The sequence below is a fragment of the Parasulfitobacter algicola genome, assembly GCF_013315265.1.
Taxonomy (GTDB): domain Bacteria; phylum Pseudomonadota; class Alphaproteobacteria; order Rhodobacterales; family Rhodobacteraceae; genus Parasulfitobacter; species Parasulfitobacter algicola.
On the sequence record NZ_JABUFE010000001.1, the window covers coordinates 85998 to 110734 of the forward strand.

General features: G+C 50.9%; 23 protein-coding genes and 1 pseudogene. 6 read left to right on the forward strand and 18 right to left on the reverse strand.

The window, feature by feature from the left end; genetic code table 11:
• Nucleotides 1-27: 27 nt before the first annotated feature.
• Both rplS and rpmE read left to right on the forward strand, forming a co-directional pair.
• Nucleotides 28-402, forward strand: coding sequence for a 50S ribosomal protein L19 (gene rplS, locus HRQ87_RS00430; protein WP_174134388.1), 375 nt, complete (start codon nucleotides 28-30; stop codon nucleotides 400-402).
• Nucleotides 403-415: 13 nt separating this feature from the next.
• A complete protein-coding gene (gene rpmE / locus HRQ87_RS00435) occupies nucleotides 416-637 on the forward strand; it encodes a 50S ribosomal protein L31 (RefSeq protein WP_174134389.1) in 222 nt (73 codons plus the stop codon).
• A 102-nt stretch (nucleotides 638-739) separates the two neighbouring features.
• Here rpmE and HRQ87_RS00440 read toward each other — a convergent pair whose 3' ends face one another.
• From HRQ87_RS00440 to HRQ87_RS20115, 5 genes and pseudogenes are all read right to left on the reverse strand, one after another.
• Nucleotides 740-1477 carry a hypothetical protein gene (locus HRQ87_RS00440; protein WP_174134390.1) on the reverse strand — a complete coding sequence of 246 codons (738 nt, stop codon included), beginning with the start codon at nucleotides 1475-1477 and terminating at the stop codon, nucleotides 740-742.
• A gap of 215 nt (nucleotides 1478-1692) precedes the next feature.
• A complete protein-coding gene (locus HRQ87_RS00445) occupies nucleotides 1693-2463 on the reverse strand; it encodes a hydroxypyruvate isomerase family protein (protein WP_174134391.1) in 771 nt (256 codons plus the stop codon).
• Between the two features lie 33 nt (nucleotides 2464-2496).
• Nucleotides 2497-3747 carry a 3-oxo-tetronate kinase gene (gene otnK / locus HRQ87_RS00450; protein WP_174134392.1) on the reverse strand — a complete coding sequence of 417 codons (1251 nt, stop codon included), beginning with the start codon at nucleotides 3745-3747 and terminating at the stop codon, nucleotides 2497-2499.
• Nucleotides 3748-3978: 231 nt separating this feature from the next.
• Nucleotides 3979-4611, reverse strand: coding sequence for a chloramphenicol acetyltransferase (locus tag HRQ87_RS00455; protein WP_174134393.1), 633 nt, complete (start codon nucleotides 4609-4611; stop codon nucleotides 3979-3981).
• Between the two features lie 48 nt (nucleotides 4612-4659).
• Nucleotides 4660-4967 (reverse strand): annotated as a pseudogene (locus tag HRQ87_RS20115) (GFA family protein).
• Between the two features lie 400 nt (nucleotides 4968-5367).
• Between HRQ87_RS20115 and HRQ87_RS00460 the strand changes: the two are divergent.
• Entirely contained in the window at nucleotides 5368-5979 is a 612-nt protein-coding gene (locus HRQ87_RS00460) for an SGNH/GDSL hydrolase family protein (RefSeq protein WP_174134394.1), read from the forward strand.
• 387 nt (nucleotides 5980-6366) lie between these two features.
• Here HRQ87_RS00460 and HRQ87_RS00465 read toward each other — a convergent pair whose 3' ends face one another.
• From HRQ87_RS00465 to HRQ87_RS00505, 9 genes are all read right to left on the reverse strand, one after another.
• Nucleotides 6367-7383 carry an AAA family ATPase gene (locus tag HRQ87_RS00465; RefSeq protein ID WP_174134395.1) on the reverse strand — a complete coding sequence of 339 codons (1017 nt, stop codon included), beginning with the start codon at nucleotides 7381-7383 and terminating at the stop codon, nucleotides 6367-6369.
• Nucleotides 7384-7404: 21 nt separating this feature from the next.
• The gene (locus HRQ87_RS00470; RefSeq protein ID WP_174134396.1) at nucleotides 7405-8256 is read right to left on the reverse strand and encodes a hypothetical protein; all 852 of its coding nucleotides are present in this window, start codon (nucleotides 8254-8256) and stop codon (nucleotides 7405-7407) included.
• Nucleotides 8253-9662: a hypothetical protein gene (locus HRQ87_RS00475; RefSeq protein WP_174134397.1), complete on the reverse strand. Its 1410-nt coding sequence runs from the start codon at nucleotides 9660-9662 to the stop codon at nucleotides 8253-8255. The genes HRQ87_RS00470 and HRQ87_RS00475 overlap by 4 nt, the downstream gene beginning before the upstream one ends.
• The gene (locus HRQ87_RS00480) at nucleotides 9659-10402 is read right to left on the reverse strand and encodes a hypothetical protein (protein ID WP_174134398.1); all 744 of its coding nucleotides are present in this window, start codon (nucleotides 10400-10402) and stop codon (nucleotides 9659-9661) included. Before HRQ87_RS00480 ends, HRQ87_RS00475 begins: the two co-directional genes overlap by 4 nt.
• A 1037-nt stretch (nucleotides 10403-11439) precedes the next feature.
• The gene (locus HRQ87_RS00485; protein ID WP_174134399.1) at nucleotides 11440-14529 is read right to left on the reverse strand and encodes a type I restriction endonuclease subunit R; all 3090 of its coding nucleotides are present in this window, start codon (nucleotides 14527-14529) and stop codon (nucleotides 11440-11442) included.
• A complete protein-coding gene (locus HRQ87_RS00490; protein ID WP_174134400.1) occupies nucleotides 14529-15665 on the reverse strand; it encodes a DUF4268 domain-containing protein in 1137 nt (378 codons plus the stop codon). The genes HRQ87_RS00485 and HRQ87_RS00490 overlap by 1 nt, the downstream gene beginning before the upstream one ends.
• Before the next feature lie 11 nt (nucleotides 15666-15676).
• Nucleotides 15677-16495: a hypothetical protein gene (locus HRQ87_RS00495; protein WP_174134401.1), complete on the reverse strand. Its 819-nt coding sequence runs from the start codon at nucleotides 16493-16495 to the stop codon at nucleotides 15677-15679.
• Nucleotides 16492-17712 carry a restriction endonuclease subunit S gene (locus HRQ87_RS00500; RefSeq protein WP_174134402.1) on the reverse strand — a complete coding sequence of 407 codons (1221 nt, stop codon included), beginning with the start codon at nucleotides 17710-17712 and terminating at the stop codon, nucleotides 16492-16494. The genes HRQ87_RS00495 and HRQ87_RS00500 overlap by 4 nt, the downstream gene beginning before the upstream one ends.
• Nucleotides 17709-19229, reverse strand: a complete 1521-nt coding sequence (locus HRQ87_RS00505) for a type I restriction-modification system subunit M (RefSeq protein WP_174134403.1) — start codon at nucleotides 19227-19229, stop codon at nucleotides 17709-17711. The genes HRQ87_RS00500 and HRQ87_RS00505 overlap by 4 nt, the downstream gene beginning before the upstream one ends.
• 162 nt (nucleotides 19230-19391) lie before the next feature.
• On the opposite strand from HRQ87_RS00505, the gene HRQ87_RS00510 reads away from it, so the two are divergent.
• Complete coding sequence (locus HRQ87_RS00510) at nucleotides 19392-20582, forward strand: TniQ family protein (RefSeq protein WP_174134404.1); 1191 nt, start codon at nucleotides 19392-19394, stop codon at nucleotides 20580-20582.
• 4 nt (nucleotides 20583-20586) lie between these two features.
• Nucleotides 20587-21264, forward strand: coding sequence for a hypothetical protein (locus HRQ87_RS00515; protein ID WP_174134405.1), 678 nt, complete (start codon nucleotides 20587-20589; stop codon nucleotides 21262-21264).
• A gap of 314 nt (nucleotides 21265-21578) precedes the next feature.
• Here HRQ87_RS00515 and HRQ87_RS00520 read toward each other — a convergent pair whose 3' ends face one another.
• Genes HRQ87_RS00520 through HRQ87_RS00535 form a run of 4 tightly spaced genes read right to left on the reverse strand, consistent with a single transcriptional unit; the run spans nucleotide 21579 to nucleotide 24326 of the window.
• A complete protein-coding gene (locus tag HRQ87_RS00520) occupies nucleotides 21579-22523 on the reverse strand; it encodes a trypsin-like serine protease (protein WP_174134406.1) in 945 nt (314 codons plus the stop codon).
• Complete coding sequence (locus HRQ87_RS00525) at nucleotides 22520-23257, reverse strand: hypothetical protein (RefSeq protein WP_174134407.1); 738 nt, start codon at nucleotides 23255-23257, stop codon at nucleotides 22520-22522. The genes HRQ87_RS00520 and HRQ87_RS00525 overlap by 4 nt, the downstream gene beginning before the upstream one ends.
• Nucleotides 23244-24134, reverse strand: a complete 891-nt coding sequence (locus tag HRQ87_RS00530; protein ID WP_174134408.1) for a DUF6895 family protein — start codon at nucleotides 24132-24134, stop codon at nucleotides 23244-23246. The genes HRQ87_RS00525 and HRQ87_RS00530 overlap by 14 nt, the downstream gene beginning before the upstream one ends.
• Nucleotides 24135-24149: 15 nt before the next feature.
• Nucleotides 24150-24326 carry a hypothetical protein gene (locus tag HRQ87_RS00535; RefSeq protein ID WP_174134409.1) on the reverse strand — a complete coding sequence of 59 codons (177 nt, stop codon included), beginning with the start codon at nucleotides 24324-24326 and terminating at the stop codon, nucleotides 24150-24152.
• A 171-nt stretch (nucleotides 24327-24497) separates the two neighbouring features.
• On the opposite strand from HRQ87_RS00535, the gene HRQ87_RS00540 reads away from it, so the two are divergent.
• Entirely contained in the window at nucleotides 24498-24725 is a 228-nt protein-coding gene (locus HRQ87_RS00540) for a hypothetical protein (protein ID WP_174134410.1), read from the forward strand.
• Nucleotides 24726-24737 lie beyond the last annotated feature (12 nt).

Below are 24737 nucleotides of genomic sequence, written 5' to 3' on the forward strand. Positions count from 1 at the left end.
CCGTGAGCATTGATAGGAGTGGATCAGATGAACCTGATCGCAGAACTTGAGGCGGAACAAGTCGCCTCGCTTGGGAATGATATTCCTGATTTTAAAGCCGGCGATACCATTCGCGTCGGCTATAAAGTGACCGAAGGCACGCGCAGCCGTGTGCAGAACTACGAAGGTGTCTGCATTTCGCGCAAGAACGGCGAAGGCATTGCCGGATCGTTCACCGTGCGCAAGATTTCATTCGGTGAAGGTGTGGAACGTGTGTTCCCGCTGCATTCGACCAACATCGACAGCATCGCTGTTATCCGCCGTGGTCGCGTGCGTCGTGCGAAACTATATTATTTGCGCACCCGTCGCGGTAAATCCGCCCGTATCGCCGAAGATACGACATACAAGCCCAAAAAAGCATAAAGGAGCGGGACTGATGAGAAAAGAAACACATCCCGACTATCACTTTATCGACGTTAAAATGACGAACGGCGATATTCTGAAAATGCGGTCAACCTGGGGCAAGGAAGGCGACACACTGTCGCTGGATATCGACCCAACTGTGCACCCCGCATGGACCGGCGGCAACAGCCGTTTGTTGGACACTGGCGGACGCGTGTCGAAGTTCAAAAAGAAATACGAAGGTCTGGGTTTTTAGATTTACCCAAATTCGATGCAGATCAGAACGCCGCTTTTTCAAGCGGCGTTTTTTGTTTCAGGATCACTTATCTTTCCTAAGCTCTCTACATAAAACTAGTTTTTAAAATTCGTTTTTACATCCATTTTCAGTAATGGCGCCACCTGGAGAATACCAAAAACTAGCAGTAGATCTAAACTCTAACAAACTTTCGTTAAACTCGATATTCGATGTTTTTGCCGCAGATCTAATAAGATCTTTCATTGCTGGCTCAAGTGAGAAAAGATAGCCTACTTCAAGAAATATTCTCTCATTTTTATTGAGGGGTCTTTCAAGATAAATATTTTCATAAGTATCCAGTATTTGCCCCGCTATCACTGTGCTTGATGTGAATGTAGTGTCTTCAATTTCTATTTCTGTATTTGTTACCTTGTTTTGTTCGACAATATTTATAGTTGCAAATTCAGGAGAAGCCTCAATACGCGTAGTGCCTTGATTAATAATACATAACCTTATCGAAACCGTTTCTTGGTCTACGTTAATCTCTGATACTCTCAAGATGCCGTTTGGGAGTAAGCCATCAAATTTCGTTAATAATTCTGTTTTGAACTCTATCTGGCGTCTTGCTTCTTCTGCTTCTTTGATTGTCGTATCAAATTCTGCGATTACTTTCCGAAGTTCGTTTGCCTTCTCTTCCAAGGCAAGGCGGCTTTCATTCGATGACAGCACCGCTTTTTCAATCTGTATCTTTTGCTGATCAATATCTGCTTGTCGTTGACGCTCTTCCGTTTCCAATTGCAGGCTAAGGTGGGAAAGCTCTAGTTGCGTATCCGCAATAGATTGGCTTTGAATGTATGTCATAACGGCAGTGGAAAATGTGATAACTAAAGATAGTAGAAAAAGGAAATATAGAATAATTTTTCCTTTTTTGAAAATGTGTCTGATACTTCGTTAATCATGCTTACCTATCAGATCTAGAATCTTCATCTGCCATATCATTTGACAAATACAACAATACAACGATTTCGTTCTATTTCCAAAACTCTCAGATAAATTCGCAGACAGTTAGTTGGTTATTAGCCAGAATAGGCCGACAACCAGCCAAGACCGGCATCCGTATCGGTACCCCTGGGTTTGTATTCGGCACCGATGGGGGCGGTGTACCCCAGGTCGCGAAGTGCGGGGATGATGTGGTGATAGGACAGTTCGCCCTGATCGGGTTCGCCCCTGTCAGGTACCGCAGCAATCTGGACATGACCGATCATGTGCTGGTGTGTGCGGAACCGTTGGATCAGATCGCCCTGCATGATCTGGACGTGATAGCAATCAAACATGATCTTCAGGTTCGGTGCCCCGATGCGGTCAATCAGGTCAACCGCCTGTTCGACGCGCGACAGATGATAGCCGGGCACATCGCGGTGATTGATCGGCTCGATCAAGATATCAAGCCCATTGGTGGCGGCGCGTTCAGTGGCATAGGATAGCGTGTCGACAAACGCCTGATCGGCATCAGGGCCACCATCTGTACGGCCCGCCATCACGTGAACCATCCGGGTTCCGGTGGCCACGGCATAATCGCAAGCGCGGTCAATTTCAGCGCGGGCGTCAGCACCGCGACCCGGCATGGCAGACAGCCCGAATTCACCAGCATCCCTATTACCGGGATGGGTGTTCAGGCCCAGCATGGGCAGGCCGGTTTCGGTCAGTGCGGTCATAATATCAGCAGGCCGTGTGTCATAGGGGAAATGACATTCAACGGCTGAAAATCCTGCAGCTTTGGCCGCGCGAATGCCGTCTGGCAACGACAGATCGGTGAACAGAAACCCCAGATTTGCAGAAAAATTCATGTCTTGTCATATCCTTTTAGGATCTGGAAACCGTTACGTTTTGCACAGTATCGCGTTGGCATCTTCGAAAAAGTCTGGGCCGCCAAAGTTCCCTGATTTTAGTGCAAGGACCAGATCGGCATGCGCACGGATTGCGGGGACGCCAGGGGCGATTTCAGGTCCGATTTCCAGTTGGTCCGGGTCCAGCGCTTCGACCACCGCGCCTGATGTTTCACCCCCCGCCGTGATCAGCCGCGTCACACCGTCTGCGACCAGCGCGCGGGCGATTTGGCCGAACAATGTTTCGAACCGGTGGGCCAGTTCATCGCCACCGTATTGATCCTGTGCGGTGCGTACGGCTTTGGGATCGGCCGAAGAATAGATCAGCGGCAGGCCATCTTGGGCTTTGGCCCAATTTGCCAGATCGGCTGCATTCAATGTGTCTGACATAATGGCTTGCGCTGTGATTTCACGGGATGGATGGCGGGCGATATGGCGACTGACCTGTTCGCGTGTCGCATTTGAGCAGGATCCGGACAATATCGCCGTTTTGCCATCCTGCTGCGGCGTCCATGTTTTGCCTGACCCTGACAAACTGCCATTGCGGCGAAAATTATCTGGCAGACCCAGGGCGATGCCCGACCCGCCAGTCAGCAATTTGCGATCAGCCAAGGCGTGGCCCAACACGTGCAAGTCATCGTCTAGGATCGCGTCAGCGACAACCAGATTACGCCCCAATGTGATTTCATCATTCATCCGCTGACGGATCGCATCTACGCCCTTTGCGACTGTCTCATAAGCAATATGGCCGACATCGCCATTGGTCTGATGGCGCAGCCAGCGGCGCAGATCAGGGTCGGACATCGGCGTCAACGGATGATTTTCCATACCACTTTCGTTCAGAAGAGTATCTTTGACGAACAGGTGCCCCTGATAAATCGAACGTCCCGTGGCGGGAAAGGCCGGGCAGATGACCACGCCTTGGGCGCTTAATGCTTTCGCCAAAGCCTCGGTCACGGGCCCGATGTTGCCTTGGGGGGTGGAATCGAAGGTCGAGCAGTATTTGAACAAAATCTGCTGGCACCCTTGATCCTGCAACCATGTCAACGCGGCCAGCGATTGTTCAATGGCCGCCTGCACCGGGATTGAGCGGGACTTGAGCGCGATCACCCCTGCTTCGACCCAAGGGTCCGCAGGCACGTTCGGAATACCGACGTATTGAACAGTGTGCATACCGCCTTTAACCAGCATGTTGCCCACATCACTGGAGCCTGTGAAATCATCACCGATCACACCTAAAAGCATTGTGTTGGGTTCCTTTGGATTATCATTTCAAGGCAACTGTTTGCGATATACCGACGCCGGCAGACGGGTGGCAGCAGGACTGCTGTGTGCGAACTGGGATGTGTACGGTGTGCTGTTGTCACGACAGCTCTTTCGGAAGTGGTTTGGAATTCATACCTGTATCCCGAGGCGCAGAATACTGCAACGGTATATCGGCTGCAGTGGCAGTCAAAGGCATCTGTTGTGTGGATCTTAAATCTGATCAAGAGCCTTTTGCACGGCAGCGAAATAATCGCCAACCTGCGCGCCATCGACAAGCGCGTGATGCACTTCAAGGGTCATGGCCATGCGCCAGTTTTTATCTGCCTCTTTCACAAATTTTCCCCATGATACCCGGGGGATACAATCTGATGGTCCGGGCATGGCATTGTTGATTGAGGTATAATCAAGCCACGGCAGGCAAGACAGATAAGCCACATCATCACGTTCGCCCGAATTCGCAGCCAACTGTGTTTTCTGCGCAGCTTTGTCGATGATATTTTTGCACTGTGCATCAAATTTAGCGAAATCTTCCTGATAAGGTACGTAAGCATAATTGAAGCTGCCGCTTTGCGTCGGGACGGTCATCGATAGGTCCGTCATCTTATGCAGAACGACCACATCGTCGCGAAACCGCATCAGCAGTTCAGGCACTGAATGAAGGCCTGTGCCGATGGCAAACAGACACGCGCGATATGGGGAAACACCTTGTCCCTTGCGCGTATTCATAAGATGGCTGACATTCAGCCGTGACGTCACCGCATAGTGCGGGCGGTCATATGTGCGGAAAAACCGAAACTGATCCGCCCGTGGCCAGGTCGCCATATCCACGATGTCATATGTCATCTCAAATGCTCCAGTCTGGGGAATATATGTCCGAATTATCGGATGCAACTATTCCTCACCTCTGTTTTCCCGTTCCCTGTCACCGCTGTACAGCTTCATGTCCGGCAAGGACGATAACCAGGCTTCTCGGCGGGTCGTCCAAAGTTCGTATGTTGGTATGAATTGATTGGATGCATCGAGTGATCAAGGTGGATTTCGTCTTCGCTACGCGAAAAGACTGAGGACCCGCCGGGCAGAAAAACCGCCCGGTGATGTTTGCGGCAGCCCATACAATGGCACAGCCCGGCGCGATAGGGCTTACCTTGGGCCACAAGCCGAACTTTACCGCAAAGACACCCTGCCTTGACTGCGTCCATAGCACGTTTCCTTGTCCATTCCTGTCTAAAGACCCTGCCCATGTATCTTTGCCGTCACAAGCAAGAATTGCCGTTTTATGCATAGTCAACAGCGTAATGAAACAGGCAGAACGTGCATAGGATATTGAAAATAAGAACTATGGAACGTCACGCATTTTAGAAGCGACGTAGGGGATTTTGTGAATTCTATCACTGTTGGCGTCAGGTAATATTAGCATGAGTGTCAAGCATTTCTGATCTAAATCAGTCATTTGTCACTATTTATACAAAGGTCCGCAGTGCGAGACAATGCTGCCGCTCTCTGAATTTGAACGAACGGCTGCTTTCGGAAACGGCGATTGAATTTGCAGCTCAATAAGGTAATGATCTGTCGAGCATAAATTCATGAACGAGCAATCCGATGACTGAGAAGCATATTTGCCTGATGGGTGACTCCATCTTCGACAACGATGAGTACATTCCAGGCGAACCCGGCGTCATCGAACAGATGCGCCGTTCAATCACAAAGACCTGGTCGGCGTTCAAGGTCGCTGTTGATGGCGACTGCATTGAAGACATTCCAAACCAGCTTCAGAAGGTGCCGACCCACACGACGGATATTGTTGTGAGCATAGGTGGAAACGATCTCATGAAATTCCGTCATCTACTCATTAAGGTTGCGGAAGGAGCCAAGATTGAGGAGCTCATCGCATCACCGCTGGCGGATTTTGAAATCGCGTATGGTTGGATGTTGGATACCATTTCTGAGCGTGGCCTCAGAGTAAGTGCTTGCACCATCTACACCGCCATACCCTTTGCAGAGCCGGAAATGAGGGATCATGCTCCATCTGCAATTGGCGCATTTAATGCCATAATCCTGCGGCTCGCTGAGGCTCGCGGCGTATCGGTCGTTCGACTGGACGTGGTATGCACAGACGAAAATGACTTCTCGGAAATGTCTCCGATTGAGCCCTCCTCAAAAGGCGGGCAAAAGATTGTGAACGCAATTCTTCAGACACTCGGGCAAGGCTGACCGTTACTTGTGACAACCTCGGTTTTGAAGCCGAGCTGACATTCGCGCGCACATCGCAGCATCGGTCTAATTGGGCTCAAACCGGACCTTCCCTGCGATCGGTGCGAAGGGCCGCTTGGCCGATTATTCTGATTTTGGGTCAGTTTATGATGTGAAGGTCACAGTTATCTGACGTTCAATACTGACGTTCGACATCTAAAGACCGTTCTCGAAAAACTTAAGTAATTGATATTTATATATAACATTTTCAAGGTCGACAAATCTGTTTGCGTTCTGCGACACGCTAATCCCGTCTTTCGACAAAGTGTTTCCGTTCGTTTTTTCGTTCAGGCACGAAAAAAGCCGCCCAATCCTGAGCGGCTTCGGTTTCTTGGCCTGTTTATGCAGCTAGCGTTTGCGTGGTTTTCTTCGAGTCGCCCTCGTTTCTTCAAGATGTCGATCCATTGCAACCGTCGTGTTGATGTTGCGCCAATCGTGGCTGAGGAACGGATTCAGGGCATCGTCACAATTCATACGCTCATAGTAGTTCTCGGCGAAGTGCTCCACGCAGAGGGTATCGCTGCGGTATTTTTGAGCAATGCCGGTTGCCGAGATGAAGATTTCGATTGCGATTCCAAAGCGATCCGCTGACGCATGCATTAGGATTTTGATGAACTCATTCTCATCCAGTAGACCCTCATCCTTCAGGCCAGTCTGTGCTAATAAGTCCTTGATCGATTTTCTGACCAGAGGACCATCATTCGGGAAAGTCATAGGCAAGACTTCGATGGGCTCTGTCCGGCGTAACAGTGCCCCATCTTGATTGATGATCGTCTTGGCCTCGGAAGTCCCGGTGATGATGACACAGACAGGCCATTGCTTGCTCTGCATGAAATTGCGAAACCGGCCAGTGAAGTGGCGCATGCTATCGCTGGTGACATAGCGGCCGCTGTCCTGAACTTCGTCTAGGTGAAGGGCGGCAATCCCGCGATCTTGAAGCTTGTTTACCACAAGCCGGACCAGATACCCTTCATCTCGCCGAGACGAGATCGGGTATCCCAGCTCGCCCAAGATCAATTCACAGGTCTCCTTTACAGTTGCCCTGCTAGGCACTGTGACTGACCAAATCTCAGACCCAAATTCTAGCCCGCCTGCGGCTTCCGCGACGGACCGGAAGTCCGCTGCGATTTGCTCCACCATACGGGTCTTGCCTATCCCAGGCGGTCCAATAAGCGCCGCGCCACGGACCTTGTCACGGCCGCTTTTCAGGCTTTCCTCCCGTTCGACGAGGATTGAAAACACGCGCTCTTTGAATTTCTTGAAATCAGGGGTCTCGAAATAGACTCCCATGAGATCGATGTTTGAGCGTGCTTGAGCCCTCAGTTTCTGGAAGTTCTCCAGCTGCGCTGTTGTCGCCATAGCCATTGTAACTACTCCTTATTCTTCTCAGCTCGAGAATTTCTTTTTGGTCCTGAACCGGTCCATGCTACCCGGCCCATCAGGTTGAACCACCGCATTCACGCCGTACTCATCCCCCGGCTCTTCGGTGGTGGGTTCGTCCTCAGCGAATGCTGGCTCAGGTTCAGCGGTCTCAAAGCCGCCATAAACTGGATCCTGATATTCATCGCGACCAACGTAAGGCTCTTCGTTCGAGCCTTTCCCGAATGTCAGCTCGAGCCTCGCTCGATCAACTTCGGTTTGCGTGTATCCACAAAGGCCAGTGTCGCTCTGCCGCATCGCGTTTCGAGTGATCTTGGCGCGCGCACGATCTGCCTCGTCGCGCTGATGACGCCGCATCTTTCTATCAGCGTCGGCTTCCGCCCGTCTCGTCTGACATTCCGCCGACCACTCACGCAGCGTCTTGCCGCGCATGGTGTCATCAAGGGCCGGAACGGCAAAAGTATCGTTGCGACTAACTACTGAAATCGCTCCCATATCCCTTGGATCAACAATGATGTTTACCCCACCGTCCGGAGCCGCGATCCGTTCCGCAACGGGCGTCAGCCTGTCCTCGCGGATAAGTCTGTTCTGATAGACAGCACCGGCGTAACGAATGCCTTCTTGTGTAATCCTTGCTGTCGTCGAGAAACCACAGGCCTCTCGCAAGTCTTGTGGACCTGGAAGTTGCGTATCATCAAAGGAACAGTCTTTGCTCAGGTCCTCCCAGACCGTAGCTGGTGTTTTACTGTTGAGGCCCCCGTGAGAAGAAGAATGATACTTCGCCACAAACGTAACAAAGACTCCATCAAGCTCGTCGTCCGTAATGCATGCCTCCTCATAGGGCTTGCGGTCATTCAATTTCGAGGGCTTACTTGCTGTCCAGCCAGGGGTTTGGCGGGCAAAACCCAACTCGCAAGTACGGAAAACCTCTCGATATGACCGCGCAGCAAGGCAACACCTGCAGTCGTATTCATGAAAGACGAGCGAAGTCGCTTCACGGCTCCCGCAAATTCAGCGCCTCCAAACGGATGCTTCCCAAACTCTGAGCCACAGTCAGTCGATACAAGCTGTATTGGACAAACGTACTTCCAGTGAGAATCATGAATTCCAGCGTTGCGAAGCAGGTATGTCTTATCCATAAAACACATTTGCAGCGCCTCGAGGCTGGAGTTTTGGTTTGGGCTGCGGCAGATCGAATACCCAAGAATAACTCTGGAGGCGACGTCGATTGCGGCGACAACCCAACGGCGAACGCGCTTCACATTCCTGCGTTCGTCTTCTGTCATCTGGTTGTATTGGGCCCGAGTGGTATCGAGCGACACAATATGAAACTGCCATGCGTCGAATTGGACGACCTCGCCCAGCTGCTTGACGCCTAAACCCGCTTCTGATGTTCCAAAATCTCTAGTGGCCTTTGCCAACCCCTCTCGCTGGACCGCAACGGTGAAGGGGTCCAGATACAAGTCGATGTAGCGTTCATAAGTCCGCTCACTCCTTGTTGGAATCAGGTCTGTACGTCCCAGCTCCAAACGAGAAGCATTTTCCTTGGCGACTGCTTCAACCGCTCGCTCAGCAATCTCTCGTTTTGATGATTTACCGGTTGGCAACTCATCATTGGGGCTGGGTCCGCCCTGTGCATACTGCTGCAGGATACTCAGGACAAAATTCAAGTTGTCGTCTACAACGGCTGGATTTGTGGACCCGCCGCGTTCGAGGTTGAACACATTCGGATCTCCCGCCGACTTCTCAAATTTTCGGAGGTATCCAAGCAACGTGTCATTGCATGGCAGGGGATGAAGCCTTTGATTGGTGTTTGCTCTTTCCGTTCCGTATTTCGTACGAACTTGGAATTGCTTATAGTCCGCTTGCAACCTCGCACGGTACTGGTCAACTCCTGGCCTCGTCCGAGTCATGCCTTCACGGCAGCACTGTGCCATGCGCTGCGCGAGGAAAACCTTGCGCCCGATCGTTTCTCGGCGCTTTTTACCTGCAAAGTAGATTTCTTTGCGCCCATACATTCTGCGAACTTCAGCGCGTTTTGCACTATAGTAACCGCGGTCGATAACCAGCCGCTCGGTCTTGATCAATTCCCTGATCTCCTTGGGCCGGAAAATCCTGACCTTCGCGTCATCTCCAGTGCAAACAGCCAGCGAATAGTGCGTGACTTCCTTGGTCGCAGTGTCCGTCCTTGGCGCTACGTTCCATACCTCGTAGCCCTCAAAGAGCACGCGATCAGCCTGCGTAAGGTTGCCGAAGAAGTTCATGCTGCCACCTCACAAAGTGTGCCGACGGCAAAGGGATCAAGATGGTCTTTCTTGATGTCCCCATCACCGATCAAGCGAATAGCGGCACGTTGCCCGCGGCCTCTCAAAGATGATCGCTCTACCAGTTCACCGAAGGTCGCGGGCCTGCCGAGGTCGTTTGCCACTTCAAGCACGATACGGTCTGCCTCGGGGTCCCAGCCACGACGTGCTGAGTGGATTTCGGCAGCACATTTGCGAAAGATCGGATGAAACGCATATCGCGAACCTAGGTTGAACCGATCAGCGATCTGCCGGCTGCACTGGCCTGCAATGTGTGCGATCTCCGCAATATATGATGTACGCTGGGATTTCTCATCGTATTTGACGGAGAACAGGACTTCCTTCGCATCTTTCAGCAACACATGAGCATCGACCTTTGTGTAGGTCGCTTTGCCCTTCTTGTTGACAAAATCAACGCGGGTCAGCTGCTCTTTGAAGTTGATGACATCACGGTGACCAGCCAAGTTCTGATAAACGCAAGCTTCTTCATAGGACGCGCACCAAAACTCCTGCAGGGCAGCGTGTCGGTTAAGCCGTGTTACAAAGGACAGCTTGCAAGAACTGCTAGATTTGCCGAGTTCCATCTTTTCGAGATGGGAGTTGACTACTCTGAATGGATCATCTGGGTCGGCAATTGGCGGAGGGCCAAAAGTAGCGTTGGCGTATTGATCTTGGTTCTCTTCTGTTCGGTTGTAAGGCATAATTTCTCCGGTCACATTCCAGCAAGGAATGCGTTTTTGTGTTCGCTTTTTGAGTGGGGCCGGTTCAGAGGACCGGGGCCTCGATACTTCGAAAGATTGCTAGCTGCGCGATCGACCAGGGTAGCACTGTGTCGCTATTCGCGCTGTCAGCAAAGAAACCGGAAAGTCGTTGTCTGAGATCGATCACTCAGATACACATGCCGTGAGAAGCAGGCTGGTTTTCCAGTCTTAAGGGGGTGGCCGTTCCAGCGGTTCGCCCCTTTTCTTTTCTTTCATTTTTTCATTCAAATCCTTCCTATCGCAGACTTGTGTTCCGTTTGGTCAAAATTCGCACTTGGTGAACTTAAGCTTTGACCTGAAATCGAGTCGAGTCAAATAATCATTTATTTACATACGCTTAGTGCGAAAATCCGAAGAGTGGCGTTCGTCGCATGCCTTCAATCCTAGCCAAAAACCATCAGCAATTTTCGCCTGTCCATCCATTTACCGAGCTCCGTTTTCCCCGTTCTAAAATTGAACTAGGAGGAAAAAATTCGCTTTTATAGAGCTGCGAGAAATTTTTTGAAAAGAAATTGTCCCTTTTGAGAGGCACTGATCGCGTGGGGCACCCGGAGCAACGGGCTGCATAAACGTCACATGCGGTCAGGTGATCGTTGGACTAGATTTGGTAGTGACTGGACTTCGTCCGAGTATATGCAGCGATACAAAAGTCCTGGGGCCAAAGTAGAGAACTCATCTTCCAGAACCCTCTTCAGCGCATGAGCTAACTTATATAAAGTCCGATGCGACCCTTGAACTGGTGGCCTGTCAGCAAATCGGTCGCCCTATCTAGGGCATTACATCGAATTACGTCCTCTGCAGCAAGAAACCACTTCCGAATAGAGAGATTACCCTACCATGCAAAAGCGTTCCGGTTTTTACCGTGAATTAGCACCTAAATTTTCGACACTGGAACTTTTTTTCGCACCTCGTAGCGCGCCACATCGTTAGACCGGTACCTCAAACATGAAGCACCTGACGGCCATCTTACCTGGCTCTCAAAGAATTGCAGTTGCTAGTGCCTCAGCTTGCCGCAACACTGTCTTCACAGCATCCGTGGCAAGGTCTGGAGGAAAGCCATGCCGTTGCAGGATTTTCTTAACGGTCACCCTCATTTTTGCCCTGACATTATCGCGGCGCCACCAATCTGTACCTGAGTTCTTCCTAACCGTATCGACGAGTTCGGCTGCGATGACCCGCAGCTCTTGATTGCTCATTATCTCGACAGCGCTGTTATTTTGAGCCAACGCATCATAGAATGCTCGCTCTTCCTGACTGAGCCCATCCTCAGGCTCATCTCGCAGATCTTTGGCAATCTCGATCAACTCTTGCAGCACCTGAAGCGCGTCAACGCTGCGATTATGATAGCTGGCAATGGCCTGCTCAAGACGTGTTGAGAATTCTTCATTGCGTACAACGTTCGTGCGAGTCCGCGAAGTAATCTCTCCATTCAAGAGCTTTTTGAGCGCTTCAACAGCCAAGTTCCGGTGCTTCATATTCTGAATTTCGATCATGAATGCATCTGACAAGACGCTGATGTCCGGTCTATCGAACCCGCAGGCCTCAAGGATATCGACGACTTCCGTAGATACGACGGCTCGGTTCACCAATTGCTGGATTGCGAAGTCAGGCGAACCGTTGTGACCAACCCGACCAACCGCACCGACTTTCTCCAATCCGGATCGAATAGCAGAGAAAAATGCGACCTCTTCGGTGCTTGATTTTGCTTGAGTACTCCCAGAAGCCAGTTTGAAGGCCTTCACCAGCCCCGCAACAGCATCGTTGAAGCGCTTTACGGCACCAGCACCTTCGCCTTCATCTCGTTCCTTTTCAAGGACGTGGTTCAACGCCGCTGGCAGTATCTTCAGTCGATCGGCCGGCGTGCCACCCAGAGTGGTGGAATAGTCGAAGCCATGGAGCTGTGACCGCGCCACATCAAGTGCATCCATGAAGGCTGCGACTGCTTCTGCCTCACTAATACCGGTCTGCTGTTGATCTGACTGTGAATAGTGCGCCAATGCGTTCTTCAAGTCCGCAGCAATACCGATATAGTCGACAATCAGGCCAGCGGGCTTATTCCTGAAAACCCGGTTTACGCGCGCAATAGCTTGCATCAAGCCGTGCCCCTTCATGGGCTTGTCCACGTATAATGTGTGCATACAGGGCGCATCGAAACCAGTTAGCCACATGTCCCGCACGATAACGATCTTCAAAGGGTCATCAGGGTCTTTCGCACGGTTCCTGATCGTTTCCTGACGGGTCTTGGAGCGTACATGAGGTCGGAATTCCGCTGGGTCGGTCGCACTCCCTGTCATAATGACTTTCACGGTGCCGCTGTCATCCGTGTCACTGTGCCAATCAGGTCTCGCCGCTACGATGCGCTCATAGACTTCAACACAGATCCGGCGGCTTATGCAAACAATCATGGCCTTCCCGTCAATCGCTTCGATGCGGGCATCAAAATGTGTGAGGATATCCTCAACCACGGTATCCAGACGTTTCTCAGCCCCGACCAATGCTTCGACACGGGACCATTTCCGCGCTGCAGCAGCGGCTTGATCCTCCTCCAGTGTTTCAGTGGCCTCGTCGAACTCTTCATCAAGCTCACTGCTCAAGTCGTCGTCCATTTCGATTTTCGCGACTCTGGCTTCGTAGTAGATCGGCACCGTGGCGCCGTCTTCAACGGCTTGCGCGATGTCATACACATCAATGTATTCGCCAAACACGCTTCTGGTGTTTGCACCGACCAAATCGACCGGAGTACCTGTGAAGGCCACATAGACCGCATTGGGAAGCGCCTGCCGCAACTGATAAGCCAGCCCGTGCTGAACTTCGCCCGTGTCTTTTTTCAGCTTAGCTTCAAACCCATATTGTGTACGATGCGCTTCGTCGACCATCACAATCACATTTGACCGAGACGTAAGCTCAGGGAAAATATCACCTTTTTCGGGGCGGAACTTCTGGATGGTCGAAAAGACAATCCCGCCCACCTCACGGTTCAAAAGCGCCTTGAGTGCGACAATGCTATCGGCTTGAACCGGCTCTTCCCCCAGTAGATCTTTGCAGCGGCCAAAAGTTCCGAACAATTGGTTGTCGAGATCATTCCGGTCCGTCAACACAAGCAGTGTTGGGTTTTCCAGCCCAGCGTGGTGCATTACGCGTCCCGCAAGAAAAGTCATCAGAAGCGACTTGCCACTGCCCTGCGTGTGCCAAATGACACCGCCTTTTCCGTCTGTGTCTCTGGCCGCCATCACCGTTTCGACAGCTTTGCGCACAGCGTGGAACTGGTGATAGCCTGCAATTTTTTTGATCGGACCTTTACCTTCGTCCTCGAACACTACGAACCATCGCAACATGTCCAAGAGCGTTTCGGGGGTCAGCAAACCTTGAGTCAGTGTCTGCAATGCAAGGGTCGAGTTTTCCGCCTCGATCGTTTCCCCATCTACGGTGCGCCAACGCATAAAGCGGTCAAGACCGGCAGAAAGAGAACCATAGCGTGCGTTGAACCCATCCGAGATCACCGTCAGCAGCGTTGACCGGAATAAGTCAGGAATATCTTCCTTATAGGTATCGATCTGGCGATACGCCGCGTCGATGTACGCACCTTCAGTGCCTTTCAATTCAACTACAACCAACGGCAACCCGTTCAAGAACAGCACGACATCTGGAATGCGAGGGTTCTTTCCGACCACGTCAACTTGGTTGATGGCACGCCAGTCGTTGTTCTCGTTGGTCCAATCAACGAGCTGCACCCGCGCGTTCCGCTCCTCGCCGTCGGCGAAATAACTCAGGGCCACACCATTGACGAGCAGATCGTGTAACCTGCGGTTTTCCTGAACCAGATCTGTCGCAAACACCACATCATGCACGCGAGCGGCTGCTTCCTGTATCGCCGTATCTGGCAACTCCGGGTTCAAGCGTTTGAGGGCCTCAAAAAAAACCCTTAGCAGGAAAGTTTCGCGAAAGCTGGTACGCATCGGATTTCGCATTTCAGGTGAAATTTCGGATCCATGATGCAAGGAATACCCAAGAGTTCCCAAATCCTCCATGAACACCGCTTCAAGGTCCGCTTCGCTTGCCCAAGCCATCAGATCAGGTTCTCCCCGGATTTCAGGCCTTGGTTCAACTCCGCCAAGGGGCCCCTCAACGCGCGTTCCCACTTCTGCATGTGCTCGACATGCCATGCCACGTATTCAGGCCATCCTTCGCGGTTATACCCTTCGCAGGGGCGCCCAAACTGCAGGCGACTGGCCTTCTTGTTGTCCAGGCGCAGCCACTCGATCTCATGACCAAACGCGGCTTCGATCTCGTCCTTCTTTTCAATCAGCCGGTCGAACAACCACTTGTTCTCAACGGCATCAGCCCGGCCAAAAGTGAACTCGACCCTGATCTCAGACTTAGCGAAGATGAGCGCGTAGGGGCATGACCGCAGCCCCGACCCGGCGCTCAGCCAATGGTCCTTCCCCGGGCTGATGTTTTGATAGAGCGTATCTCCCGCCTCCTTCAGTGCATCGAGCGTCATTTCCCAGTAGTCGCGTCGCAATTTATGACGGTTTTTTTGTTCACCTTGCGCCCCGCGAGCTTCGGTCTCTTTCTCTGCCATCCCAATCATGAAATCCGCAGCTTCTGGTGTGGGGATGACGGGTTGAATGTCGACAAACAACTCGTCGCCGAAGGTGTAAGGCGTCACTCTGAAGCATCGTGCGTCGATGCCATGCTCGCGCAGCCACAACACCGTAGCGGTCACCTCTTTGCGGAAATTGGCGGCGATGAACATCAGGCGCTGATCGTTACCGGGGTTCAGGACGATTTCGTCCAGCTCTTCTTCCTCTAAGAATTCGCAAATGTTGGCGACAGCATTTCCGCCACCGCAGTAACGGTCGAGGTATTGCTGATAGATATCAACGATCTGCGACTTCGTCAGACCTGACACATAGGCTGTGTATTTCAGCGCCTGCCAAGTCACATCGCGACCACTGTCATCGAGCTTATTCTCAATCACAACCAACTGCCCGTCCTTGTCGAGCGCCAAAAGGTCGAGCCGCTCGCGGGTGTCAGCGAACCCGTCGAACTCCTTTTGGATGATCAACAGCTCTTCACCCAGGGCGTCTGGTTGATTTGCCAGCCATTCCTGCAAATGTTCTCGCTCACGCAGATTGAGATCGGCAAAACGCTTTTCTTCAAGCTTCTGCAGGCGGTTTTCGGAACGGTTAACTTGGAACATAAAATATCTCGCTATTCATCAATCTTAATATGAGCGACGCCCTCAAGCCGTCTTTCGGATAAGAATTCATCCAAGTATATTCTGCTATCTTCATCTAACGCGCCGATAGTATCTGAAAGCATCGGAACCCATTCAGGGCGGTGTGTGGCACGCCTGAAGCTTTGATTTCCCGCCATGGTTTTCATGGCCTCCTTGGTTCGGCATGTTTTTCCAATTCCAAAGAAAAGGTGCCATGGTACCATTCCACCAATCAGAGCTGAGAGTTTATTACTCTTCTTGGCAGCTACGAAATCCGCAGTTGCGACAGAACAGCCCCAGCAGGTTTGACCAAAATGGTCGGGTGGCCCAGAGTTGTTAAAAAGATGAACGTCCTTCACCAAACCGTGGTTGTAAAATAAATAAATGGGGTTTGCATCGCCAGCCATCGAAATCAGATCGGTAGATTGCAGGCTTCCAACTTTCAAGCCATCGTAGCGCCCTAAAACATAGCCGCCGCGCTTGTCTTGCTTATGAAACAAGACCTTTGCCTGCACGCGAAACCCCACCATGCATTCCGGCGTCTCAACAAACCATTCCCAGTCGGCACCATTCCCTTGGACGGCTGGCTTGCCTTTCTTGGCGGCGCGGCCACCTTCCTCGTATTTGTTGAACATCTTCACATGAACGCCAAGGCCTTCTGTGTGTTCTGCAATGCGCAACAAAAGCATTTCGGTAATCGTTTCTTCCTGTAGCTTCAGCCCCTTGTGAAACGCCGCTTCTTGCCGACTCCAAACCCAATCGGCCCATATTCGCAATTTTGCTCGAAAATCTCCTGAGGCGATAGCAGTCAAACCATCTCCTCCACCTGTTCGCGGGCCTCACACACGCGCAATTCGCCGGACATCAAGCGCGGCAAGAGCGTGTCGCGGAGGGCGGCGAGGGTTTGGATTTCAGCGGTGATGTTTCGAACTCTTGCATCAATTGCAACGGCTTCGGCTTCGTAGGCGTCTTTTAGCGGCTCGGATGGAACCACGATTTCCAATCCGGCAAGCTGCTTTTTGTTGATAGAGCCGAATACCGTGCCTTCACTATCGTAGGATTTTAAATCTTCCGACAAAGCCCAAATGGCCTCGTAACCGTATGCACTTCGTCCAGACTTCTCAGAAAGCGAAGCAACACCGCGTCCAATGCAGCATTCTTCCCAGGCGCGATTGAGATCGCCCACGGGCGCTCGAACACTGAGAAGGATGCTGTCCCAAGGTGCGATCCGAGTTGGAGCGGTGCAATACTTTCTGCGAGTTGGGAACCTGAAACCGAAATCAGTCCGACCTTGAAAGAAGGGGAGACCTTCGCCGCTTTCATTGTAAGTGTTCCCGGGAGGTGACTGTCCCATTACAACGTTGAAAACTTCTTCCACGCTTCCCATCTCCCACCCATCCGGCAGGCCATCCTCGCCGAAACTGTCGGGGAAGAGGGCGGCGGTGGCGGCGTCCATGTGGGCGGGGGCGCGGCCTGCGGCTTTGGCGTGGACGGGGTCGAAATCGACGAACCAAGACCGATACAATGCCCGCGCCATCTCTTCCAACGTCGCCGCCGTCTTGCGGTTCAACTCGATCTTGTCATCCAACGTTTCCAAAATGCATACGATCTCTGCTTGTTCTTGGACCGGAGGCAAAGGAAAGTCCTGAAACGAAAAAACATCCCTTGTTAAGCTGGGGTTGGACGTGCCGTCCTTCAGATGGTTCAGCCCCATCAAGTTCGTGAAATAGTAGAAAAATCGCGGCAGAACAGCATTAGAGAATGATGTGTAGTAGGCCGTGTCGATAACCCAGAAGGGCCCTTCACACCACTTCACTCCCAGAGGACCCTGTCCCTTTCTGCCCAGCATTACAGTTGGGCCAGACTTGAGCGCAGTATCATGCCACCCTGTGACCCCGTTAGAACCATATACAGGGATGTTTCCTGGCCTTCTTTTGCTTGCCGTAAGCGCTTTTCCATAGTGAAGTGTGCAAACGTCGCGCATCTGCACTTTTGGCCAAGGCAGAGTATCCGGAAGCGCAATACTCATTCCAATGCCCCTAGCCGTTCCTCAATCTCCTTCTCCAGCCGCCGCCCTTCGGCAAACTGACCGCGCAGCTCTCCCATCAAACGTCTAAACTTCTCTTCAAACGGTTCGCCGTCATCCTCCAAGGCTCCTGCGCCCACGTACCGTCCCGGGGTCAGCACGTAGTTGTGCTTGGCGATCTCATCCAAGCTGGCGGACTTGCAGAAACCCGGCACGTCCTCATACGCCCCCGCGTCCGGCTCCCCCCTCCAAGCGTGATAGGCGCGCGCGACGCTTGCGACCTCTTCCTCTGACATCTCTTTTTGCTTCCGGCTACCAGGCACCAACGCGCCCATCTTGCGCGCATCAATGAACAGCACCTCACCGCGCCGGTCGCGCAACTTGGCTTCCTTGGCGATGCCGTTGGATTTGTCCTTGGCCATGATCCACAGGCAGGCCGGAATTTGCGTGCCGTAAAACAGCTGCCCCGGCAGGGCCACCATGGCATCCACCGCGTCGCCCTCGACCAATGCGCGGCGGATATCGCCCTCGCCCCCTGACATCGACGACATGGAGCCGTTCGCCATGACCACCCCGCCGATGCCGGACGCGGAAAGGTGATGGTGAATATGCTGAATCCAGCCAAAGTTGGCATTGCCCACAGGCGGCGCACCATATTTCCAGCGCGTGTCTTCACGCAGTAGTTCGCCCGACCAGTCAGAGATGTTGAAGGGCGGATTAGCGAGGATGTAGTCAAAGCGTTCATCAGGGAAAGCATCCTTCACCAGTGTACCTTCGGAATTCCACCGGATGTCGGCAAAGATGCCGCGAATGGCAAGGTTCATGCGGGCCAGACCAAAGGTGGTGTGGTTGCGTTCCTGACCGTAGATAGCGATGTCGCCGATCTGGCCAGAATGGGCGTCGATGAATTTCTCAGATTGCACAAAGAAACCACCGGTGCCGCAGCACGGATCATAAACGCGACCCTTGGTCGGTTCGATCATCTCAATCAGCGTATCAACGATGGATTTGGGTGTGTAGAATTCGCCGCCACGCTTGCCTTCAGCGCCTGCGAACTCACCAATGCAGTATTCGTAGATGCGCCCGATCAGGTCGAAGTCGTCCTTGGTGCCTTCCAGCTTAATGTTAGAAAACAGGTCCATCAGGCCGGTGAGCATGGCGCGATCGACGCTTTCCTTGCCGAAGACCTTAGGTAATGCGCCTTTGAGGGTTTCGTTGTCAGCCTCAATCGCGCGCATGGCTTCATCGATCATGATGCCGATTTTGGCGTCTTTGGATTGCTTGGCGAGCATGGACCAGCGCGCCTTTTCCGGCACCCAAAAGATGCTCTCGGCCAAGTATTCATCGCGGTCCTCAGCGTCGGAGTATTCATCTTCGCTGAGCCGGGTATGTAAGCGCTCGAATGACATCGAAACATAGCGCAAGAACAACATACCGAGTGCGATGTGCTTGTATTCACCGGCATCCATCGAACCGCGCATTTTGTCCGCAGCTGCAAATAGCGTCTTTTCAATGCTCATTTATGTCCTCAAATATTTTAAGCCCGTCGAATTCGAGGGACAACTTATCCACGAGTAGTGGCGCATATCAGTTTAAACTTCAATCGATTGAAAGTACCGCTTTTCAGTTGCCTGACACCTTTATTGGGGTACACCCCCCTTAGCCTGATACAAAGATCTTTCATGAAGCCGTTAGCTCTAAGACCTGAACCCATTCACCGTGAAACGTTGCATTCCTTCGTTTCACGCATGGCCGCGATGAACCGGGTGGATACGGTGGATTTCTGCGTCGATATGGGCTTCTCGATGAAGAAGCTGATCGACCCAAATGAGGAGGTTCTGAATATCATCGCTGCGATCGGTGGCCTCGATGTCAAATCTGTCTCTACTTTGAGAGCGTGGACAGCGGAAAAATCCGACGATGTGCGTATGATTTTCCGTGGTGAGGAGTTCGTTTCCCGCGCCCTGAAGAACCCGAGGGTTCGTGGATGCCCCATTTGCTTGCAAGAAGATGCTGAAACGGATCCAGAAAGGCCATTGGCCGCGATGGCGATGCGCGGTGAATGGCAACTGCGAGAGATGTCAGTCTGCGTTCGACACAAACACCCCTTAGTTACACTTTGGGAGCGGAAAAAGCCTGTTGAACGGTTCAATATCGGAGCAAGGCTTTTCGATGTTCTCAAGGATCTTCAGGACGGAAAATTTGATCTGACGCAAACCCAGCCGACCGCTTATGATCTGTGGCTCGACCAGCGCCTCGAAAACGGACATGATCCCACGTGCTTGGTTGATAATTCCCTCTACGCAGCGACAACATTTTGCCGACTTCTAGGAACAGAGATGTTGCGGCTGCGAAACGAGAAACACCCTAACGACTTCACTTATATGAGGGCTGCACAACGCACAGGTTTTGACATAGCATCAAAAGGGAACGACGCGGTCAGCGATGCCTACAAAGAACTTGCTGCCGACGCTTCAAGTGCAGGTGATCTACCAAACAAGGCCTTTGGGGATCTATATAGAAGCCTCGCCAGAGCGCATCGCAACGATCGTGCTTTTGACGGGTTTCGGCACGTCCTTTGGGACCGCATTATTCTGGTTTGGCCTGTCGCCGCAAATGAAGAAATTCTAGGCTTTACGCTACCAGAAAGAAAACTTCATTGCTTGTTGTCAGCAGCTCAAGAAGCGGGAGTGGGTGAGAAGTTTTTGGACCAACTTCTTGTTGAGGCGGGAGCCTACCCTGCGGATGACACCAGGCCAGCATCTCGAAAAACGTTTGATGCCGTACGGTATGCCAAACTGATCGCAGAAATCCCAAAATTAGTAGGCCCGATCGCCATGCGTGAGGCAATGGGCGCGACACAAGCAGTTTAAGTCTTTGGCCGAGGCGAAATTACTCATTCCTGTCACGAATATCTCAACTGTCAAGTCTCCCTGGCGCATCGAAGATGGGATAAATCTTGTTAATGATCTCAATGATTTGGTAGCAAAAACGGTCACCGACGAAAAACACTGGGAGGTCATCCAGCAAGCTAAGTCGAGAACAAAACTGGATGTTGGTTTTGTTATAGAGGCCATACGCGATGGACGTCTACAGCTTGCCAAGTTCGAAGGCGTTGATGGTTACAGAAGCTTTTGTGTCTCCAAAGCCGAAATGAACAAACTGTTAGCTGAAAACCCTCATAAAATCACGATCGGGCCACGCCTTCTGCCTGGGGTAATCTGCACGGCAGCAGCATTTGGACGTTCGGTCGGCATGCGGGGAGACCAAGCGTTTATAAGACTTGTGCGTGCCAGACTTACGCCGGCAAGCCATGTGGTTGTGACAAAATCCGGTGTGAAGCGTTTTTATGTTACAGAAAGCGATATCGCAGCGTTTCATGAAAAATTTGTTACCCAAGCATCAATGGCCGCTGAATACGACGTGGATTGGAGAACTCTCGTGAGCAGGTTGCAAGCCGGCGGAGTTGAGCCATTTTCATCTGGAAGCGACGGATTTGGTCACCTGTATCTACGCGTCGATGTCGAAGAACTCTTCGGTAGCAGCGATGCCTAGCTTAGCTTTTCGGATGTGAACAAAGATTACCTGCAAGCTGTGCCGCTTTTATTGGGGCAACCCAAAATCGGCGGTACCGTCTTATACCTATGTGTCGAGCACGGAGATGCCGCGTCGATCTCTGTGGCCACTGATATCTCAGAACGCTGGCCCACTATGGCGGGCGACTCAGAGCTGCCCTCAAGTTCTCCAGGAATTTCTGCAATGTAGCTTTCCCAAAGCAGAGATCGAAGATAACCCCTTTCGAGGTTAGCTTCATTTTACGGACTATTCTGAGATTTCAAATTTTTATTCATAGAACGATTAAAGTCAATTTAGTCATTCCCTTCAAAATCGATCCAATGGGCAATGTTTGACAGCCGAGCTTCCGTTAACCTAGTAGCCGCGTTATTAGAGCGCCAAGGTGCTCCATTATGCCGCGCATTAGTATGCACAGCAAATACAAATAGATCACCGGTATGAACGGCGCTCCCACTCATACCAGACATCGTGTCTGCACGATGAAAGAGCTTTAATTCATACACCAGTGTGACTTTATCTTCGGCGGCCCATTGCGTCAAAGGCTTATCTACCGGGTAGCCAGTCACTTCTATAGCGCTTTCTAACCATTCTTGATCGGGGTCCGCTAGACCAAATGCGCCAGTTACGCTTACCAGTTCACAGTCAGCAATCAGAACGCCATAGTCATAGTTTTTGTCCCTTTCCACTACCCAGCCTTCAACTGAGAACATGTGGCTTACGGCACAACTACCAAACGGTGACACTGAACCGTTCCGGCCAGCGTAGACACGAACGTCTTCAGCCCAGCTTCCTCCAGCACCACCTTCATGAACGCAGTGACCTGCGGTTACTAATGTCCTTTCAGCAACGACCCAACCGGTACACCGTCCTAAATTTGAAGACGTGATTAGAACCGTTGCGCTTGCGGGGTACGTTTCTGTCTCAGTGACTTCTTCGCGGTCGTCGGGATAGAATACGCTCTCGAGGCCTTCTTCATAGGGGACAATTGCTGCGGGCATACGCAGCAAAGCCTCAAATTCGTCCAGACTATCTCTAAACAGCATATTTGCGGCCAAAGCCGCCTCTTCTGGTGGCTGAGGCATGCGGCTGAGATCCGAATCTACCAATACAGGGAAATCCGTGACTACCACTTCACCTATCGAAACATCAAAAATGTGACTTCGCTCCAGAAGAGAATCTGCGCTAGCGGTACACGGTGGGACCAAAAATACAAATGGTAAAGCTAGATAAAAGTTCACTTTGCGTCCCTCAAATAGCTGAAAAATGGTGTCAACTTGTTACCCTCTTTGCTTAAGCCATCAAGCACAGGAAGAATACAGAGAGCTCTCAATGTATCATTCACTTTTTCGTCGTTTGAAGTCCAGACCAGCCTGTTTTTATGAGCCAGAAACCCAACCACATCCTCGACAATCGTTTGTAAAATGGCGGGCGGCGCACAAACAGACATCACTTCAAGAACGCTCTCAAGCAACCTAATTTTCTCATCTACAATACATCGCCTTGCGATAGCTAGACCAAAATCTCGATGCTCACTTAGACTCTGGAGCATAGTAAAGTACCCGCAGAAGAATTCGTTACCCAGGGTTCGAATATATGGTCTAAACTCAGCCCAAAACACGGTCTTGGGATCAAATTTTCTGCTTGATACAATCTCCCTTGCCAATTTCCCGTAGTTAACTTCATTTCGAACAAGGCAAGCAAAAGTTGGGTTTTCACTCTCAACACTTAAACTTAACCAATAGTCACATTCCACTAAGTCAGGGATAGCACCTATATCAGCTGATTTGAGTTCAAAATTTAGCATATCAACATCTAGAACTGGAAATAGATTATAGCAGTTTGAAAACCTCCTTAAGAAAATATGTTCCAGCAAGGTCTTTTTTTCTTTTTCTAGTATTACATCCGCAAAGATCTGCGTTTCAGCCCCTATTTCTTTTAGTAATCTTTTAGTATCTGAATTAATTATTGTCATAAGATTTATTGCCTAGAACACATACCATCAACACAACCAGACAAGTGTGATATTTGTCCCAAAATCTCTGTGGTTCAGCTTGGACAGCCTCTTGATCCTCGAACAACGCTGGAAATTCGAACTTTGCGTTAGTTTCTCTAAATTGAGTAGCGACTTCATCCCAACTAACTCCAAGAGCCAGTATGGACAGGATGAACTCTGCTGAAATATCGGCTTCGTCTGCGAGCAATGTATATTCGAGGATCTCGAATAGCCGTTCCTTCAAAACTGCAGGGTCACTCACTACTGATGATATGTCACAAATTCCAAATCTAGTTGAAAAAAGTACAATATGCGTTATGGCATATAGCCCCTCCCTAGTTAATAGGTGCGGTGAGCAACTAGAGTTCAGCAAGGACGTTGAGACTAGGTTAACTTCAGAAGGTAGTAAGTTACTGTTACACAGTTCAGTTGGGCTTTCACTGTACTTTAATGTCAAGATTTCCCATGGCGTTCTTTCTTTTGAGAAAAACTGGGAAATTGCTGTATCACGAAGGTAATCAAGCTGTAGCAGGGACCTAGACTTATCAGATTGTGTCGCATTTGAAAGTAAACAAGATAATCGATATAATTTCGGATCAGTCTTCCATGGATACGCTCTTAGGTAATATTCGATCAGTTTTTCTAAGTGATCATTCATCGCACCAGAGGTGGAACCCTTAGGATAGTCATAGCTTTCGAGTAAAATGCATAAAACGGATAGTTCCCCCAAAAATTGGAGGAACCGATCATCTTCATAAAATTCATCATTATCTAAAAGGCCGTCCAGACTTCTAGAAAACCAATTAGCATACCGCAGATACGTATCTTCAACAGTATGGAATTCTAGCGTCTTCAAGATAACTTGGCTCTATCAGTTGCCTTCTCTTAAGACGTACCAACCACCGACCAGCTCTCCACCGCCTTCGATAGACGGATCCCAGTTGTCTGATAGTTTTGACGCCAAGTCCTCAGCAAAGCTCTCAAGGTCATAGATGCCATTCTCTACCAACTTAATCATAACTTCTCTGATTTTTTCTTCTTCGGTCATAATAGCCCCTCTCAGCTTTCAAAAATGCATAAGTTTCCGTGTGGAGTTAAGCTTGTGTTCTTCATAGAATATTGTCAACTCCAGAGTTTGCGACGCCATTGGTCACTGCTGGTGAGACATTGAACACTTATCTTCCTGAAGCTTGACTGCGTCCCCTATAATGCTGAGTTCATGGATGTTTTACGAGAGGCGGGAATTTGTAGACCTGTCTTCCGCAACTACGCAGGCTTGTGGGGCATCGCAGGCGGTGCTGCTATTCTGGATATGTTAGCGGACGCTGTGTCCGTTCCGTTCGGCAATCAACCAGCAAATCAACCAATTGGTCGTAGCCACGCGGACGGCAATTCCGTGAACGAAATGATCCGTATGGAACTGGAGAGTATGCTACGCATGGACTGACAAAGTCTACGG

What these genes read in the sequence shown, in the direction of transcription:
- rplS (WP_174134388.1), top strand. Translation starts at nt 28, where the DNA reads ATGAACCTGATCGCAGAACTTGAGGCGGAACAAGTCGCCTCGCTTGGG.
- rpmE (WP_174134389.1), top strand. Translation starts at nt 416, where the DNA reads ATGAGAAAAGAAACACATCCCGACTATCACTTTATCGACGTTAAAATG.
- HRQ87_RS00440 (WP_174134390.1), bottom strand. Translation starts at nt 1,477, where the DNA reads ATGACATACATTCAAAGCCAATCTATTGCGGATACGCAACTAGAGCTT.
- HRQ87_RS00445 (WP_174134391.1), bottom strand. Translation starts at nt 2,463, where the DNA reads ATGAATTTTTCTGCAAATCTGGGGTTTCTGTTCACCGATCTGTCGTTG.
- otnK (WP_174134392.1), bottom strand. Translation starts at nt 3,747, where the DNA reads ATGCTTTTAGGTGTGATCGGTGATGATTTCACAGGCTCCAGTGATGTG.
- HRQ87_RS00455 (WP_174134393.1), bottom strand. Translation starts at nt 4,611, where the DNA reads ATGACATATGACATCGTGGATATGGCGACCTGGCCACGGGCGGATCAG.
- HRQ87_RS00460 (WP_174134394.1), top strand. Translation starts at nt 5,368, where the DNA reads ATGACTGAGAAGCATATTTGCCTGATGGGTGACTCCATCTTCGACAAC.
- HRQ87_RS00465 (WP_174134395.1), bottom strand. Translation starts at nt 7,383, where the DNA reads ATGGCTATGGCGACAACAGCGCAGCTGGAGAACTTCCAGAAACTGAGG.
- HRQ87_RS00475 (WP_174134397.1), bottom strand. Translation starts at nt 9,662, where the DNA reads ATGAACTTCTTCGGCAACCTTACGCAGGCTGATCGCGTGCTCTTTGAG.
- HRQ87_RS00480 (WP_174134398.1), bottom strand. Translation starts at nt 10,402, where the DNA reads ATGCCTTACAACCGAACAGAAGAGAACCAAGATCAATACGCCAACGCT.
- HRQ87_RS00485 (WP_174134399.1), bottom strand. Translation starts at nt 14,529, where the DNA reads ATGGCTTGGGCAAGCGAAGCGGACCTTGAAGCGGTGTTCATGGAGGAT.
- HRQ87_RS00490 (WP_174134400.1), bottom strand. Translation starts at nt 15,665, where the DNA reads ATGTTCCAAGTTAACCGTTCCGAAAACCGCCTGCAGAAGCTTGAAGAA.
- HRQ87_RS00500 (WP_174134402.1), bottom strand. Translation starts at nt 17,712, where the DNA reads ATGAGTATTGCGCTTCCGGATACTCTGCCTTGGCCAAAAGTGCAGATG.
- HRQ87_RS00505 (WP_174134403.1), bottom strand. Translation starts at nt 19,229, where the DNA reads ATGAGCATTGAAAAGACGCTATTTGCAGCTGCGGACAAAATGCGCGGT.
- HRQ87_RS00510 (WP_174134404.1), top strand. Translation starts at nt 19,392, where the DNA reads ATGAAGCCGTTAGCTCTAAGACCTGAACCCATTCACCGTGAAACGTTG.
- HRQ87_RS00525 (WP_174134407.1), bottom strand. Translation starts at nt 23,257, where the DNA reads ATGACAATAATTAATTCAGATACTAAAAGATTACTAAAAGAAATAGGG.
- HRQ87_RS00535 (WP_174134409.1), bottom strand. Translation starts at nt 24,326, where the DNA reads ATGACCGAAGAAGAAAAAATCAGAGAAGTTATGATTAAGTTGGTAGAG.
- HRQ87_RS00540 (WP_174134410.1), top strand. Translation starts at nt 24,498, where the DNA reads ATGGATGTTTTACGAGAGGCGGGAATTTGTAGACCTGTCTTCCGCAAC.